The 17,267-nt window shown below is 43.1% G+C and carries 15 protein-coding genes; 5 read left to right on the forward strand and 10 right to left on the reverse strand.

Annotated elements, in window-relative coordinates:
• Window positions 1-15: 15 nt before the first annotated feature.
• Window positions 16-699 (forward strand): cell division ATP-binding protein FtsE, encoded by a 684-nt coding sequence (locus tag ACVBDY_RS07045; protein WP_447174760.1) that lies wholly within the window; start codon window positions 16-18, stop codon window positions 697-699.
• 140 nt (window positions 700-839) lie between these two features.
• Here ACVBDY_RS07045 and tssD read toward each other — a convergent pair whose 3' ends face one another.
• From tssD to ACVBDY_RS07060, 3 genes are all read right to left on the reverse strand, one after another.
• Window positions 840-1,226 (reverse strand): type VI secretion system tube protein TssD, encoded by a 387-nt coding sequence (gene tssD / locus ACVBDY_RS07050; protein WP_447174761.1) that lies wholly within the window; start codon window positions 1,224-1,226, stop codon window positions 840-842.
• A 315-nt stretch (window positions 1,227-1,541) separates the two neighbouring features.
• Entirely contained in the window at window positions 1,542-2,417 is an 876-nt protein-coding gene (gene fabD / locus ACVBDY_RS07055) for an ACP S-malonyltransferase (RefSeq protein ID WP_447174762.1), read from the reverse strand.
• A gap of 123 nt (window positions 2,418-2,540) precedes the next feature.
• On the reverse strand, window positions 2,541-3,068 hold the full coding sequence (locus ACVBDY_RS07060) for a gamma carbonic anhydrase family protein (protein ID WP_447174763.1): 528 nt from the start codon (window positions 3,066-3,068) through the stop codon (window positions 2,541-2,543).
• A 344-nt stretch (window positions 3,069-3,412) separates the two neighbouring features.
• Here ACVBDY_RS07060 and ACVBDY_RS07065 point away from each other — a divergent pair, with 344 nt between their 5' ends.
• A complete protein-coding gene (locus ACVBDY_RS07065) occupies window positions 3,413-4,318 on the forward strand; it encodes a NifU family protein (RefSeq protein ID WP_447174764.1) in 906 nt (301 codons plus the stop codon).
• Between the two features lie 96 nt (window positions 4,319-4,414).
• On the opposite strand, the gene ACVBDY_RS07070 is transcribed toward ACVBDY_RS07065, so the two are convergent.
• The gene (locus ACVBDY_RS07070; protein WP_447174765.1) at window positions 4,415-6,685 is read right to left on the reverse strand and encodes an inorganic phosphate transporter; all 2,271 of its coding nucleotides are present in this window, start codon (window positions 6,683-6,685) and stop codon (window positions 4,415-4,417) included.
• 184 nt (window positions 6,686-6,869) lie between these two features.
• On the opposite strand from ACVBDY_RS07070, the gene ACVBDY_RS07075 reads away from it, so the two are divergent.
• The 3 genes from ACVBDY_RS07075 to ACVBDY_RS07085 all read left to right on the forward strand — a co-directional run bounded on the left by ACVBDY_RS07075 (window position 6,870) and on the right by ACVBDY_RS07085 (window position 10,209).
• Window positions 6,870-7,070: a dodecin family protein gene (locus ACVBDY_RS07075; protein WP_447174766.1), complete on the forward strand. Its 201-nt coding sequence runs from the start codon at window positions 6,870-6,872 to the stop codon at window positions 7,068-7,070.
• 189 nt (window positions 7,071-7,259) lie between these two features.
• Window positions 7,260-9,302, forward strand: a complete 2,043-nt coding sequence (locus tag ACVBDY_RS07080; protein ID WP_447174767.1) for a thioredoxin domain-containing protein — start codon at window positions 7,260-7,262, stop codon at window positions 9,300-9,302.
• A gap of 82 nt (window positions 9,303-9,384) precedes the next feature.
• Entirely contained in the window at window positions 9,385-10,209 is an 825-nt protein-coding gene (locus tag ACVBDY_RS07085) for a mechanosensitive ion channel family protein (protein WP_447174768.1), read from the forward strand.
• Window positions 10,210-10,212: 3 nt separating this feature from the next.
• On the opposite strand, the gene tsaB is transcribed toward ACVBDY_RS07085, so the two are convergent.
• The 6 genes from tsaB to ACVBDY_RS07115 all read right to left on the reverse strand — a co-directional run bounded on the left by tsaB (window position 10,213) and on the right by ACVBDY_RS07115 (window position 17,150).
• Window positions 10,213-10,887, reverse strand: coding sequence for a tRNA (adenosine(37)-N6)-threonylcarbamoyltransferase complex dimerization subunit type 1 TsaB (gene tsaB, locus ACVBDY_RS07090; protein ID WP_447174769.1), 675 nt, complete (start codon window positions 10,885-10,887; stop codon window positions 10,213-10,215).
• A gap of 68 nt (window positions 10,888-10,955) precedes the next feature.
• Window positions 10,956-12,380 carry a TolC family protein gene (locus ACVBDY_RS07095; RefSeq protein WP_447174770.1) on the reverse strand — a complete coding sequence of 475 codons (1,425 nt, stop codon included), beginning with the start codon at window positions 12,378-12,380 and terminating at the stop codon, window positions 10,956-10,958.
• 246 nt (window positions 12,381-12,626) lie between these two features.
• A complete protein-coding gene (locus ACVBDY_RS07100; protein ID WP_447174771.1) occupies window positions 12,627-13,766 on the reverse strand; it encodes an efflux RND transporter periplasmic adaptor subunit in 1,140 nt (379 codons plus the stop codon).
• A 130-nt stretch (window positions 13,767-13,896) separates the two neighbouring features.
• Window positions 13,897-15,162 carry an ABC transporter permease gene (locus ACVBDY_RS07105; RefSeq protein WP_447174772.1) on the reverse strand — a complete coding sequence of 422 codons (1,266 nt, stop codon included), beginning with the start codon at window positions 15,160-15,162 and terminating at the stop codon, window positions 13,897-13,899.
• Window positions 15,163-15,220: 58 nt separating this feature from the next.
• Window positions 15,221-16,456: an ABC transporter permease gene (locus tag ACVBDY_RS07110; RefSeq protein ID WP_447174773.1), complete on the reverse strand. Its 1,236-nt coding sequence runs from the start codon at window positions 16,454-16,456 to the stop codon at window positions 15,221-15,223.
• Complete coding sequence (locus ACVBDY_RS07115) at window positions 16,446-17,150, reverse strand: ABC transporter ATP-binding protein (RefSeq protein ID WP_447174774.1); 705 nt, start codon at window positions 17,148-17,150, stop codon at window positions 16,446-16,448. Before ACVBDY_RS07115 ends, ACVBDY_RS07110 begins: the two co-directional genes overlap by 11 nt.
• Between the last annotated feature and the right edge of the window lie 117 nt (window positions 17,151-17,267).

Consider the following 17,267-nt stretch of genomic DNA (forward strand, 5'->3'; position numbering starts at 1 on the left):
CGTAAAATCCAAAGTATGTCGAATACCATCGTAGAACTAAGAGATGTTGCCATCTATCAGAGAGAAAATCTTGTGCTCAGTGAAATAAACCTGGCCGTTAACAAGGGAGAGTTCGTTTACCTGATCGGAAAGACCGGAAGCGGTAAGAGCAGCTTTATGAAAACACTCTACGGAGACCTGCCGCTTACCCAGGGTTCCGGTATGGTTACGGATTTTGACCTGAGGGCCCTCAAAGAAAAGGACATCCCGTTTCTGCGACGCAAACTGGGTATTGTATTCCAGGATTTTAACCTGTTGCCGGACCGTACGGTAAATGACAACCTTCTCTTTGTATTGAAAGCCACCGGGTGGAAGGACAAAGAAGAAATGGCGGCCAAAATAGAAGAAGTACTGGGCCGTGTGGGCATGAAGACCAAGGGCTTCAAATTTCCACATCAGCTGTCGGGCGGAGAGCAACAGCGCGTGGCTATAGCCAGGGCACTACTTAATGATCCTGAACTGATACTTGCCGACGAACCCACCGGAAACCTGGACCCGCAAACCAGCGTGGAAGTCATGAAGGTATTGCAGGAAATAAACCGCAACGGCCGGACCATCCTCATGGCGACACACGACTATGCCCTGTTACTGAAATTCCCTTCTAAAACCCTGAAATGCGATGGTAGCAAAGTGTTTGAGGTAGTACAGAAAAGCGTCTGAAAATCAAAATCACCAGGAGTCTCACAATTAACCTTACGGATCTCTGATATATAGCTTATTTCACCTTTACCCGTATACAAAAAAGGAGTGCAAAAAAAGCACTCCTATATATTATTTTCATACGATACGAACCTGTATAATTACACCCATTCATTGATGTGTGCTCCACCGCCACAGGAAAGTTCACGGCAGGAAATAGTAAAAGTTTCCGTTAACGGGTTATACCCTACAGCATCAAAGTTCTCCCTGTATTTCACCAGGTATCCTTCGACAAAATTAACCTCTTTCAGTTTGGCTTCCGTGTCGCGTTTGATGTACGTAATCGTCCCGTTTTTACGCTCAAAGTTGTTGGTCATCCACTCAAAGAAGAAAGACTCCCCGGTAGACTCTACGATAAGGTTGATCCTTCCGCCACGTGTCACCGATGAAGGGCGACCTGTTGCATCCACTTCCTGGGCCAGGTCATAATTGACGCTTAAGATATTTACCTTCTTACCGCCAACGCTTAAAATAGCTTTAAATGACATAATACCTAAAATTTAAAAGATAAGGTTTAACAAAAAAATACCGAGTCAAAAAAATAAATACACAGATGCAAGATATTAAAGACGCTCTTATTATGCAATAGGCAATTAATAAAAAATATTCTGTAAAATCTCCTGTAAACAAATCATATACACCAGCCTCAAAAAGGAAAAACCTTTCAAAATAACAGTATCCGAAACGATTGGAAAAAGTATTGAAATCATCACCCCGGACAGAACCGGGAATAAACTCACTGAAGGAGATTCCGGTTCTGTCCGGGGTGACCGGGTATTTTTCCTTATTCGGATTTACAACTATTATGCCGAGGTAACTTCTGCGTTCCTGTCTATTTTTTTGACCAGCCCCTGAAGTACTTTTCCGGGCCCGACTTCCGTAAACAACGTAGCACCACCGGCTATCATATTTTGTATACTCTGTGTCCATTTTACCGGAGCGGTAAGCTGGGCCATGAGGTTCTTTTTTATCTCTTCGGCATCCGTTACTGCCGTAGTGGTCACATTTTGATAAATGGGACATCCCGGTTTATGAAATTTCGTCTGTTCTATTGCAGCAGCAAGTTCTTCCCGGGCGGGTTCCATCAAGGGAGAATGGAAAGCTCCTCCGACCGGTAACACCAAAGCTCTTCTTGCGCCGGCTTCTTTGAGGGCTTCACAGGCTTTGTTAACTGCTTCTACTTCCCCGGAGATCACCAATTGTCCGGGACAGTTATAATTTGCAGCAACTACTACCCCTTCGGTCTCTTCACATATCTTTTCTACCACTGCATCTTCCAGTCCGAGTACAGCAGCCATGGTACTTGGTTGTAATTCACAGGCTTTCTGCATGGCCATGGCTCTTTGAAATACGAGTTTTAGCCCGTCCTCAAAATCCAGGGTACCGTTTGCCACCAACGCGGACAATTCGCCAAGCGAATGCCCTGCCACCATATCGGGTTTAAAAGATCCTCCCAGGGTTTTGCTAAGGATAACCGAGTGTAGGAAAACCGCGGGCTGGGTAACGCTAGTCTGTTTCAGATCCTCATCCGATCCTTTAAACATGACATCGGTAATGGAAAAGTCGAGAATTTCATTGGCCCTTTCAAAAAGTTGCCGGGCCGTTTCTGACTTCTCATAAAGGTCGGCTCCCATTCCTGAAAATTGCGCCCCCTGACCGGGGAATATGTATGCGTTCATAAAAAAATCGTATTTGTTTGGGGCAAAAATAGTAAAATGTTTATTGGCAGCTTCCGCATATACCGGATATTGTAAAAATGATACGGAAGCATCTATACGGACAAACCGGGCCCTCCTACACGATTACAGTTTTTGATCTTCCTCCTTAAACCAACCGGAATACTTTACATAATTATTGGCAATACGGTCTATTTCACCTGAAATGAGCTCTTCGCTGATGTCCTTTACTTTCTTCGCGGGGACCCCCGCATAAATACTACCGGCCTTCACCCTGGTATTTTGTGTAACTACCGCACCGGCCGCAATAATGCTGTTACTTTCCACCACGCAGTCGTCCATAACAATACTCCCCATACCTATGAGTACATTGTCGTGTATCGTACATCCATGTACAATGGCATTATGCCCTATGGACACATTATTACCTATATTGGTTGGCGATTTCTGGTATGTGGCGTGGATTACCGCCCCGTCCTGTACATTTACCTTATTCCCCATTTTTATGTAATGCACGTCGCCCCGTATAACCGCATTAAACCAGACACTGCACTGATCGCCCATCCGGACATCTCCCGCAATCACCGCATTGTCCGCAATAAAACAGTCTTTCCCTATACTAGGCTCTTTTCCATTGACTTTTTTCAGGATCATTTTTATAGTTTTAAAACTCAAAATTACGAAATAAAGTCGGGGAAATCCGGGAGTGCCGGAACCCCAAGTAAGGATTGCCAAATGCCTTACCGGGTAAAAGAGATTTAACTATCCTTTTGGATACCTTCACCCTTCCTTTAATTAGGTTTTATATCACTTATATGGAAATGTTCCATATCACCTGTACGAAGGAACCTCATATGGGATAAATAAGCATATTTCACACAAGTCTACATACCAAATAACCAGACATTAAAGCTCCTGTCCTCCGGAATCTTTTATCAAATCACTTTAACATATATTTCTCATATCTTATATGTAACTTTGCATAAAATTTGAGCATCATGGAAAAGACCACTATAAAAGTAACGCCCACCAATAACCCGGCTATCATAAAATTTGAAGCGGACAGGTTCCTTACAGAACGTAAAAGTTACGAATACAAGAATATAGATGAGGCCAAGAATTCCCCGTTAGCCCAACAGTTGTTTTATCTGCCGTTTGTAAAAACCGTTTTTATTTCCGGGAATTTCGTAGCTATAGAGCGGTATAACATTGTAGAATGGGAAGAAGTACAACATGAGGTTGCGGAACAGATAGAGCGTTACCTGAACAGCGGACAACCCGCAATTAAGACAGATGAAGGCGGTAAAAAGCTCCCTTATACTGTTTATGCCGAAAGTACTCCCAACCCTTCTGTCATGAAATTTGTTGCCAATAAAAAATTGGTAATCTCCACTTTTGAGTTCAAGAATATCGACGAAGCAAAAGACGCTCCCCTGGCACAGGCCCTATTTCATTTTCCTTTCGTAAAAGAGGTATTTATGGATGAAAATTACATCTCCGTCACCAAATACGATATCGCGGAGTGGAACGACATTATTATGGAGCTCCGGGAATATATCCGCATTTACCTTGAAGAAGGCAAACCAACGGTATCGGAAGGTATTAAAGAACAAAAGACCAATAAAAATACCGTTACCAACACACAACATACTGAAAATCTGGACGAAACTTCCAAACAGATCATAGATATTATCGAGGAATACGTAAAACCGGCAGTGGCCAGTGACGGAGGTAATATTCTTTTTGAGTCTTATGACGAGAACAATAAAATTGTCAAGCTGATATTACAGGGAGCATGCAGCGGATGTCCGTCTTCCACATTCACCCTTAAAAACGGCATCGAAACCATGCTGAAAGAAATGATGCACGGTAAAGTCAATGAAGTAGTTGCCATCAACGGATAGTTTAGTCTACCCTGTTTTCATAAAAAATCCCGGATTTCATTTCCTGAAAAGGTCCTGAAATCCGGGATTTGTTTTTTGGGTAGGTAGCCTTCCTGTTTATAAAACGGGGAATGCTTTTTCTTTCACTTCCTTATATTCCTGGTAAAAGTCCCGGAAAAGCTCCAGCAGGTTCATACTGGCTGTTATCAGATCTTTGGTTTCCAGCAACAGACCGAAATAAAGTTTCGTGTTCTTTGGACTGGTTTCCGTAGTACGTATACGGTCTATTTGCTTCTGGATCAGGTTGGACACCCGATCAAACAACTCCTGCTTTTCTTCCAGTATATTATCTATATCCCCAAAAGATTCCTTGTCGAACGTAGACTTGATCTTATCGAACAGTACCTGAAGGTCGTTATCTATACTTTTCAGGTCCCTGATCTGGTTAAATTTGAGGTTCTTGTGATTATTGTTAACGTGGGAATGGCTGTTTTTTACAATATAACCGATCGACTGTACCATATCCTGCAAGTTATCCAGCATCAGGATATAGAACTTACTGGCTTCAATAGACGATTCATCCAGGGATTTGATAAAATAGAACAACTCTCCCTTGAGTTCATCTACCTCATCTTCCAGTTTTTTAAGAGTTTTTTTGTTCTTTTTAAGCTTTTTCAATTCCTGTAACCCAAGATTGTCCACCACTTCACTGTAGAGCTTATTGGTTTTTCCTATAACTTTGGATATATGATGCGAACTATCGTTCACAATTTCGTGTATGGTTATAATATCTTCGGTACGGAGCTTTCGTTTTTCTTCTTCCTCCCGGGCCCTTTTCGCATGTATCCTGGAACTGCGATACAAGAGAAGAGCCGCCGTGATAAGTAATCCAACAAAGGCTACGATCCCTCCTATACTCAATAAATAGGCGATTATAGCTGCCGCAATAAAAGCCACTATCGCCGTGAGGAACCATCCCCCGATAACATTAAACACTCCTGCTACGCGATACACGGCACTTTCCCTGTCCCACGCACGATCAGCAAAAGAAGTACCCATGGCCACCATAAAAGTAACATAAGTCGTGGAAAGCGGTAATTTAAGAGACGTTCCTATAGAAATAAGTATACTCGCCACCATCAGGTTTACAGAGGCCCTGACCATGTCAAAGGCTGGGGCATCTTTTTTCTTACGCCGTACTTCCGGTTGCTCAAACTGCTTATCTATCCTTAACTGAACGGATTTAGGCAGAAAATAATTAATCCCTATACCGGCATATACAGAAGTCCTAACGATAAAACGAGAGAGCGCGTTGGGAGAAAATTTCTCCGCACCGTCCCCTTGTCTGGAAAGATCTACCCCGGTAGCGATTACGTCACGGGCCTTTTTGGATGTCCATAAGGTAATTACCATCACTATCCCTGCAAACAACAGGAAGTAGAACGGCGCCACGATCTCTCCGCTCGCCAGTTCTCCCATCAGGTAAGTATCTGCAGGCACACCTGAATTGGCATAAAAACCATAAGATTGATATGCGGCGATCGGCACACCGATAAAGTTTACCAGGTCGTTCCCCGCAAAAGCCATGGCCAGGGCAAATGTACCAATGATAATAATCATCCGGAGTATATTTACCTTCAGCGCAGTCATCAATACCTGGGAAAGTACCGTCCAGAAAATCAGGCTGCCCCCTATAATGATTAACTGGTGATCCTTTATCCAGGAAGTTACTTCTTCAGGAATAAAAGACACGCCTTTCAAACCTTTGACCAGCATAAAAAACGTAATGGCTGTAATAGCCAATCCACCGAAAATAGCACCTATATATTTCACCTTTTTTTCAAACTGAAAGGTAAAAACCAACCTGGAGATGTACTGTACAAAGGCTCCAACGGTAAAAGACAAAGCTACGGACAACAGGATACTAACGACAATCTGTGTGGCCTTGGCCGTATTGATATACGAGGTCAATGTGGCCATATCATCGCCCTGCATGATAATCTTATAGATAGCCAGGCACACCGCGGCACCGAGAAGTTCAAATACAATAGATACCGTAGTAGAGGTAGGCAGACCGATGGAATTAAACACATCCAATAAGAGGATGTCTGCTATCATCACCGCCATGAAAATAATCATGACCTCGTTAAACGTAAACATTCCGGGGATAAAGATACCACTACGGGCAATTTCCATCATACCGCTCGAAAACAATGCCCCACAGGCTATCCCCGCACTGGCAACAATCATAATGGTTCGAAGCGGAACCGCCTTGGAGCCTATAGCCGAATTTAAAAAATTAACCGCATCATTACTGACCCCGACAACCAAATCTGTTATTGCCAACAGCGCAAGGGCTATCAGCATTACCATATACACCTGTTCCATACGTATTCTTTACAGACGCAAAAGTCTGCCAACTTAATTAAAATAAGGTTAATTTAATGTTACCAAAATATTACGCGGATGTTTATAACGGTTTCTTAATCTACAATTTAAGCAAATTTATTTTAATAATGTAATACAATTCCGTATATTTATGACTATTAAGCATTTATAAAAAATCGAAATTATGGCAATTTTAAAAGTAATCGAATTACTGGCAAATTCTCCGGAAAGTTGGGAAGACGCGACACAAAAAGCAGTAAAACAAGCATCCAAGACCCTGAAGAATATTAAATCCGTATATGTACAAGATCAAAGTGCCATGGTGAGTGGTGATAAGATAACAGACTACCGGGTCAATGTAAAAATTACTTTTGAAGTAGACTAAAGGCCCCGTATACCGCTTTTCCCCTTACTGCACATCAAATATGAACTTAATCACAAGTGTTTGAGTTGTTATGGGCGTTTCAATATCTTTGAGACGCTTTTTTGTTATATTTTTGAATGGTAAAGTTTCATAGTACAGGAGAATTTATACCTGTATACTGCTTTTACCTCAGTTCAAAATAAAGAAAAAATGCCACACGAATATACCAATGATCTTATCCGGGAAACCAGCCCTTATTTATTACAACACGCACACAATCCCGTAAACTGGAAACCGTGGAAACCGGAGATTCTTGAAAAAGCGGTCCGGGAAAACAAGTTACTGGTCATCAGTATAGGTTACGCCGCATGCCACTGGTGCCATGTCATGGAAAAGGAGAGTTTCGAGGATCCCGAAGTAGCGGAAGTAATGAACCGGGGCTACATCAATATAAAAGTGGACCGGGAAGAAAGACCTGATGTGGATCAGGTATATATGAATGCTGTACAACTGATGACCGGGCAGGGCGGGTGGCCTCTTAATGTGGTAACGCTCCCCGACGGCAGACCGGTATGGGGTGGTACTTATTTTCCGAAAGATCGCTGGACCACCGCACTGCAGCAAATCAGGAAACTCTTTGAACAACAACCTGAAAAACTCCGGGAATATGCGAATAATATGGAAGAAGGACTCCAAAGCCTTGAAACCGTAATTCCCCGAACAGATCAAATACCCTTTACTTCCTCACAGGTTCGGAATGCTGTAAACCGATGGAAAAACAATTTTGATAAGGTCAACGGCGGGCCTGACCGTGCTCCTAAATTTATGATGCCCGTAAACCTGTCCTTTTTGCAACATTATATTTTTGAAAATCCGGATAAAGAGATTGAAGACCACCTCGACCTCACTCTTACCAAAATGGCTTACGGCGGGGTTTACGACCAGATAGGCGGTGGTTTTTCCCGCTATTCCGTAGACGCCGAATGGCACATCCCCCACTTCGAAAAAATGCTGTACGACAACGGGCTGCTAACGAGCGTATATGCCAATGCCTATGCTGTCACCGGAAAAGAACTTTACAAAAATATTGTCTATGAAACCCTTGATTTTATCCGCCGGGAACTGACCGATGAAGAAGGTACGTTCTACTCTTCTCTCGATGCGGACAGCGCTAATGAAAACGGGGAAATTGAAGAAGGCGCTTTTTACACCTGGACAAAACCGGAACTGCAAAAGCTCCTGCTCACAGATTTTCCATTGTTCAGGGAGTATTACAACATCAACAGTCATGGTTTGTGGGAAAAGGGAAATCATGTTCTTATCCGTACTAAAGAAAGCCGTGAAATTGCCGAAAAGCACGGATTGACGGAAACCGAACTGGCCGAAAAAATCACTTCCTGGAAGTCCTTACTTTTGAAAACGAGAGCCCGAAGGCCCCGGCCGCAATTGGACGACAAGGTATTGACTTCATGGAACGCCATAATGCTGAAAGGTTATATAGATGCCTATAAAATATTCGGAGAGCCTTCGTTTCTGGAAGCGGCACTCACCAATGCCCGTTTTCTCACCAGTAAACAATTGCGAACGGACGGAGGGTTAAATCGTAATTACAAAAACGGAAGAAGCAGTATCAATGCCTACCTCGAAGATTATGCAACCCTCATAGAAGCCCTGCTGGCATTACATGAAGCCACGCTTGATCAATACTGGCTCAGAACCGCGAAAAAGTTAACAGACTATGTGTTCAGTCACTTTTATGACGAACAGAGCGGTATGTTTTTCTTTACTTCGGACAAAGACGTTCCGCTTATCACCAAGAGCATCGAGAAATCGGACAACGTCATCCCCGCTTCCAATTCCATTATGGCGGGAAATCTGTTTATATTGTCACGTCATTTTGACGAAAAACACTATGCCAAAACAACGGAACAAATGCTTCGCAATATGGTAGCAAGTTTAGAAGAGCACCCTTCATTTCATGCCAACTGGTTAAAATTGGTGTTATGTCATAGCTCAAATTTCTATGAAGTGGCCATATCCGGAGAAGATGCCGTAAAAAAGGCCGGGGAATTAAACCGTCACTATTTCCCTAACAAACTGGTTACGGGAGCTAAAGGAGATTCCGAGCTGCCCTTACTACAAAACAGATTTGTAGATAACAAAACTCTTATTTATGTTTGTGTAGATTTTTCCTGTAAACTCCCCGTCGACAAGGTTAGTGATGTCTTACCCCAATTGCAAAACAACTCTTAAAACACGGAAAAACAGCGTTTTCCGGAATAATACAAATCCCCAATATAACAAATGGAAACAAAACCCTTAAATACATTATACTATGGAAAAATACTTTAACGAAGGACTCACTATGGTCATCGCTTATGCACCAAAGGTACTTGGCGCCGTCGTAACACTGATTATCGGTTTCTGGCTCGCCGGAGTGCTTGCTAACTACGTCCGCAAACAACTGGAAAAAAGAAATGCCGACCCGTCCTTAACGCCTTTTCTTACTTCTATGGTACTTATCCTTGTCAAAGTACTGGTGTTACTAAGTGCGGCAAGTATGTTCGGTCTTGAGGTCACTTCGTTCGTGGCTATCTTCGGGGCACTGGCTTTTGCCATTGGTATGGCTTTACAAGGTAACCTGAGCCATATGGCCGCAGGTATTCTTATCCTTTTCTTCAAACCTTTCCGGGTAGGCGACTTTATCGTTACCCAGGGATATTCCGGGACCGTAAAGGAGATACAGATCTTCACTACCATACTCACAACCCTGGACAACAGGATCATTATCATACCCAACGGTACCATTACCAGCAGTCCTCTTGAGAACCTTACGGCCAATCCGGTACGGAAAGTTCCCATGACGTTTGGTATCGGTTATCCCGATGATATTGATAAAGCTCGTGAAGTTATTCAAAGAGTGGCGGACGAATGTTCTTATATAGATCATGCAAAGCCGGTGGATATCCTTATTTCGGAACTGGCAGACAGCTCCGTGAATTTTACCGTACGCCCATGGTGTAGAACGGAAGACTATTGGAACGTTCACTTTTATATGCAGGAGAATGTGAAAAAAGCATTTGATAAAGAAGGTATCGGTATTCCGTTCCCACAAAGAGATATTCACATATACAATCACAACGGAGAAGCAAAGGCCTAAGCATCACTTCTTCTTTTTTGTAATTACAAAGTCTTTTAAATAATAAGGTTCAAAATAGGCTACGTTTTCAAACTCGCCTGTTTTGAACTTTTTTTCTGCCAGCAAGGCCATTTCCGAAGCTGACGGGGCTTCCGTTTTTTCCGGGAATACCGCATTGGCATGAATGATAACCCCTTTGCATTTTTCCGCGCCGTTTCCGGTAAAGTAAACCTTACCTTTTTCCAGCCATTCCCCGAAAGATTCCCCGGTTATTATCTCCGCTCTTGTTTCCCGGACCGCTTTGTGCTCTTTATCATACACGGCAGAATAAACTTCCATACGCCTTGCATCCAGCAAGGGCAGTATAACACCACTCTCTATAGCATATGCGGAGGCCAACACCTGTAAAGTAGGTATCGCTATCAGAGGTTTATCGAGGGAATAACACAGACCTTTGGCTGTAGATACCCCTATACGTAAACCTGTATAGGACCCCGGCCCCATACTCACAGCAATGGCATCGACATCCGAAAGAGATATCGAAGCCCGTTCCATTACATCCCTGATAAAAACGTGAAGGTTCTCTGAATGGGAATAGTTAACATCGTCCTGTTCCTTTACGAACAACGGTTCACCATCCCTAGCCAGGCAAACGGAGCAGTTTGTCGTAGAGGTTTCGATATTTAAAATAACAGCCACTGTAATTTACGGTTTATGATTTTAGATTTACGTGCAAATCTAAAGTCTGCAATCGTAAATCCAAAATCCTACAGTTCGTCGAGAGGGATTCCGAAATAGAATTCCAGGACTTTCAGTTTAAAGATATAGTCGTACTTGGTCCTTACGAATTCAGCCTCTGCATTATCAACCCTGGCCTGTGCCTGGGCAAAATCGAAGCTGTTCATCAGCCCTACATTAAAACGTTCCCTTGCATAGTTATAGGCTTCCTGTCTCGCTTCCAACGCTTTTCCGGCAGCTTCATAACTTTTATATGCAGCACGCGTATCATTCCACGCTTGATGTACGGCATTGTCCAGGTCGAGTTTATCCTGTTCCAGTTGATTTTTGGTCCGCTCTACATTGACTTCGCTCCTCTTAACGCTATTCTTGGCAGAAAACCCGTTGAGAATGGGAATATTAAGTTGAAGACCATAGGAATGTCCGTCGTTCTGTGTCCATTGTTCGAAAAAGGGTAATGGTCCCCGGATCTGGGTAACGGGCTGCAGACCAAATATCTGTTCTTCGGTGGACGGAACAAAGAATTGTGTACCCACCGCTTCAAATTCGCCCGTGGAAATCGCCCTGTCCTGGTAAGAGATCCTGGTATCGTAGCCATAGAATGCGGATAATGTAGGAAGTAAAGCTCCTTTGGCTATATCCAGGTCTTTCATAGCAAGTTCTACATTGGTTTTGGAAAATTTAATATCATTGCGAAATGTGAGGGCTTTATCATAAATGCTCCTGGGGGAATTGTCGAGTATATCCGATTCGGGTAACATAAAATCTTCATCGGCTACATCAAAATTTTCATAATCATCGATCAGCAGTAACTGGGCCAGAGAAATTTTAGACAATCGCAATTCGTTTTCGGCATTTACTATTTGCTGTTCCTGGGTGGCCGCAGTGGCTTCTATTTCTAAAAGATCTCCTTTGGGCACTACCCCCGATTCCACCAGTTCTTTGGTTTTTTTAAGGTCCTGCTCAGTTACGGCATACTGCGACCTGGCTACTTCCAGATTTTCCCTGCTGAAAAGTACCTGCAGGTAGCCGTTGGCCACGGAGAGGGATATATCGTCCTTCATATCTGCCAGTTTGTAACGGTTGGCAAGTATACTCAGGTTTGCCCTGCGTAGCGTGTTTACATTTTGCAGTCCCTTGAACAGATCTACCCGTACCGCACCCTGTAATGAGGTAAACTGCGTAGTCTGGTTTTCCAGCAGACCGGTAGTGATATTCTGGTTCAAACCGATATTCCATGAATGCGACATTCCCAGGTTTAATGTAGGCAGGAAGTTACCTATCGCATCGGACTTATCGATACCGGCATCTTCGGCATCGAGTTCTGTTTGCCTGACACTTATGTTATGTTTCAGGGCATAATCTATACAGGCTTTCAGGGTCCATTTTTTAGCTTGCGAATGCGCAAAGTATGTGGTTAAGAGAAAAGTTAGCAGTACAATTCTTGTTTTCATAAGGGTTAATTGTTGTTTTTTGGTTTTGTCGAGGCACCTGCCAAACGGCGCCTAAATGTTATATCCAGGTCTTTTCCGGAAATGCCAGATCATATAGTTACCTGACACGAAATGTAAAAACCGGAGATATATTTCTTTTACCGAATGACAAGCGGCACGAATTTACATTATTTTTAGAAATCTTTTCCTTCGTTTTCTCTTTTAATGCTGTGAAACCGGCTTACTCCGAAAGGATGTCACCGTTCCCTATTCATTTTCACTTTCATTTCCCGACTCTTTCTTTATGGGCTCGGTCTTATTCCATACTTTAATCTTATCGTTTTCCGACAGGCCGGAAACAACCTCTATATTAAGTCCGTCCGATATACCTGTTTCCACATCCCTTCTTTCAAATTTCTGCTCACCCACTTCCACTTCCACATAAGGCTGTTCCGTTTCCCTGTCAAATTGCAACAAGGCTTCTTTTATGGCCAGGACGTCATCTTTCTTATCCAGTACAAGGGATGCGTTGGCACTGTATCCGGCCCTGATAAAATATCCGTCTTTCATAAATACATCGGCCTCGATTTTGAACTGTACTACCCCGGAAGTCGTTTCTTCTTCCTCGTTCCATTTCGGCGCCACAAACTTCAGTTTGCCTTCAAATTCTTTGTCCTGTATTGCCCCAAAGCTTATTTTAAGCGGTGAACCCACCTTTAACTTTCCAACTTCAGCTTCATCCACCAAACCTTCAAAAATCATTTTGGAAAGATCTGCTATATTAGCGATTGTCGTACCATCATTAAAATTGTTACTTTCAATCACCTGGTCCCCTATTTTCACGGGAATTTCGAGCACGGTACCTGCAATAGTGGCTTTTACATTCGTATTGGCACTGGTTGATCCTCCTGCAGAACCGAGCTTTATGATCTGAAGATCGCTTTCGGCATTGGCCAGCTCTTGTTTTGCCTGATCATAGGTGAGCGCTATATTGTTAAACTCCTGAGATGAGATAACCCCTTTTTCAAAAATAGTCTTATTCCTGTCATATTCTATCTTGGCATTATTGAGGGCTATCCTGGCATTACTCACTCTTCCTCTTGCCGTGTTCAGCGTTTGCTCATTGGGCACTACCTTGATCTTTGCGATAAGGTCCCCGGCCTGCAGTTCATCGCCTTCTTCCACCAATATCTCCCCGATAATACCGGATATCTGCGGTTTTATAGCAACTTCATCCTGTGGTATCACCTTACCGGTAGCCACCGATTTCTCTTCTATACTGGTTTTAAAAGGTGTTTCGGTTTCAAACGTTATAGGCGATTTGCTGTTAGACTTTATAAAGTATGCCGCCGCAAACAATGCTCCTAAGATCAGAACACCTATTCCTATGTACTTTAAAATTTTCATCTATGCTTACTATTGGTTATTTAATTGTTTTTCTCTTTTGAGATGTTATGATTCTTACTAATTTTTTATATCGCTTTTGTCCTTTATATGGAGACGTACCGCTGTACGTCTTTACAGGAATAAGCGGGGCCTATTCTTCTCTCAAGGCATCGATAGGTTTTATGCTTACCGCCCTTTGTGCCGGTATCAATCCTATGAGTGTACCCAGGACCACCATAATGAACAGGGCTGTAAAAATATAGGGTATGGGCACAGTAGGGTTGGTATAAGGGAACCCGCTGCTGCCCTGCGTCATCATATTGATTATAGCCAGTACAAAAGCCCCCATAATAATACCGAGTATCCCTGCCACCAGGGTAAGGAATACCGATTCCAGGAGTATCTGCCCCCTTACCTCGGCCGGAGTCGCGCCAAGCGCCCTGCGTACGCCAAGTTCACGGGTGCGTTCTTTGACTGATATAAGCAATATGTTACCTATAGCTATCACGCCGGCTATTATGGTAGCAAACCCTACAAAAAGGGATAAAAAGTTCAGTCCTTTTGCAAAGCCGAACAGTTTTGCGAAGGCCTCTCCCAGGTTAAAAGAACCGAATGCCCTTTCATCTTCCGGGTGAACTTTATGCCTTCTTTTAAGCAACCGTTTTACATCCTTTTCCAGGGCAACAATATCTGCTTCGTCATAAGCAGCAAGGGCAAACCAGCCTACATTTTCGCCGGTATTGAATATTTTTCGATAAGTAGTATAAGGAAGCATCAGGGAGTTATCTCCTTCAAAATCAACATTTTCCGATTTCTTATAGACCCCGACAACCTGAAAATATACATTATTGAGTTTGACATAATTACCTACGGGGTCTTCATCCTTATCAAAAAGATCATTCCTGACCCTTTCTCCTATGACACATACCCTTCTTTCTTTTTCCATATCCGTTTCGTTCAGAAAACGACCGCCTTCGTATATTTTCTTTTTGGATATTTTATCTATAACAGGGTAGTCGCCGAATACGGCATATGTCCCCATCTTCATTCCCCTGGTAACCTGTGGTGGGGCCCCTCCGAAAACACCCATTACGTTTCTGGGGGCAATGAACTGTATATCCGGTAATTTGTTCCGGAGTTCTTCCACATCACTGAGCTTCAGCTGTACCGACCTTCCTATTTTAAACCCGGCATAGGGCATACTGGTACGCTGGGTCCAGACAAACATACTGTTATTGGCTATTCCCTGAAATTCCCTTTCGAACCCGTTATCCAGTCCTTTGGTTGCTCCGGACAACACTATATAAACGAATATCCCCCAAAGCACACCGATAATCGTTATTATCGTACGCACCTTGTTTTTCCGGATAGATCCGAAAATTTCCTGCCATGTGTCCCTATCAAAAATAAACCGCATACAGCTTTGGTTTTTTTATGAGTTACTTTAATTGTGCCGGTAAATCCGGGCTGCATATCTATTCGTCCCTCAGGGCGACGATAGGTTTTACCCGTGCTGCTCTTTTTGCCGGGATATATCCTGCTATTACCCCAAAAAATATTAGGATAAAGGTGGCGGTAATAACAACATTCAGTCCCACCTCCGGATTGGTTATAAAATAGTCTTCCTTGAAATTGTTGCCCATAAGGCTCAGAATTCCCATACCCAGTACAAGCCCGATGTATCCTGCTATGGTGGTAATGAAAATGGATTCCTGCAATACCAACCCTATCACCGAGGCCGGTGTAGCCCCCAGCGCTTTACGTATTCCCAGTTCTTTGGTACGTTCCTTGACCACAAATACCATAATATTACTTATACCGATTACCCCCGCTATGAGAGTACCGATACCTACAAAGACCACCACGATCTGTAACACATTGGCAAACATCATATTTCTTTTGACAATATCTGCCGTGTTACTGAGATAAATACCGTTCTGGTCTTCCGGTGCCACTTTGTGTTTATCTTTCAGGTACTTATACAGGCTGGTATCGAAAGCCATAGCCCCGGCATAGCCGATATTTGTTTTGTAAGTAAGAACGATCTGATCTATTTTATCCGTTCCCTTGTCCAGAAGCTGCCTGGTAGTATATGGCATGTAGATATACCGCTCGTCATTATCCCCTCCTTCATCCTGGAATACACCTACTACCCGGTACATTATTCCCCCGATATCCAGATATTTCCCTACTGCACTTTCAGATTTCTCAAAGAGGTCGATTTCTACAAGGCGGCCTATAACAACGTGTTTTGCCCGGTCCCTGATATCGTTCTCATTGAGGTATCGCCCCTTCATTATGATATTCTTTTCCACTTCGTGATAAGCGGGAGCTATAGCTCTTACATTATAGGTATTGGATTCTCCTCTGTAACTAGCCAAAAGGCTTTTGGAAGAACGCGGGGTAATTTTATCCAAATAAAGAGCAAAATCCTTTTTGATATCTTCCATATCACCATTACGGAACTCGATCTGCCTTCCCTTTTTAAATCCCTTGTATGGCATACCGGTGCGACCCGGATAGATAAAAAAAGTATTGGTCGCATCACCCATAAAAAACTCATTGAATGTATTCTTAAGGCCATTTCCCATACCGAAAAGCACGGTAAATATCAAAATACCGAGCGCAACGGTAAACCCGGAAAGAAAAGTCCGGAGTTTGTTTTTTCTTATGGTCTGGAATATTTCCTGCCAGCGATCCCTACTGAACATATTCTGAAGCCCTTACTTGTTCTACAAAGGTGTCTTCCACGATAACGCCGTCTTTAAGGTGTACTATTCGTTTACACATTTTGGCTATATCAGGCTCGTGGGTCACTACCAGTATGGTCTTCCCTTCGTCGTTGATCTCCTGGACCAACTCCATGATCTCACAGGAAGTCTTACTGTCCAAAGCACCGGTAAGTTCGTCCGCCAGCAATACCTTAGGTTCCGCCGCCAATGCCCTGGCAATGGCCACACGTTGTTTTTGTCCCCCGGAAAGTTCACTGGGAAGATGATCTGCCCATTGTTTCAGCCCTACCTTTTCGAGATATTTCATCGCTTTTTCCTGCCTTTCCTTTCGGTTGACCTTCTGGTAATACAGCGGAAGCGATACGTTTTCAACAGCGGTCTTGTAATTTATAAGGTTAAAGGACTGGAAAATAAAGCCGAGAAACTTATTCCTGTATTTGGCCGCTTTGGTTTCGTTGAGATCTTTAATAGGTACACCGTCCAGTACATACTGGCCGGTATCGGCTTCATCGAGCATTCCGAGAATATTAAGAAAAGTGGATTTCCCGGAACCGGAGGATCCCATTATGGCCACGAGCTCACCTTCTTTTATAGATAAATTAAGCCCCTTTAAAACATGTAGGGAATTGCTTCCCATCTGGTAGGATTTATGTAAATCTTTGATTTCTATCATATCCGGTAAGCTGATTAGTATATAACAATGAACCCATAAAGGTATACATTATCCGATAAAATGTATTTATCTTTTTCAGATTATACATTCATTAGACTCCTTAGAACAGGAATTGTT

It is taken from the genome of Sinomicrobium halophytocola (genome assembly GCF_052983395.1).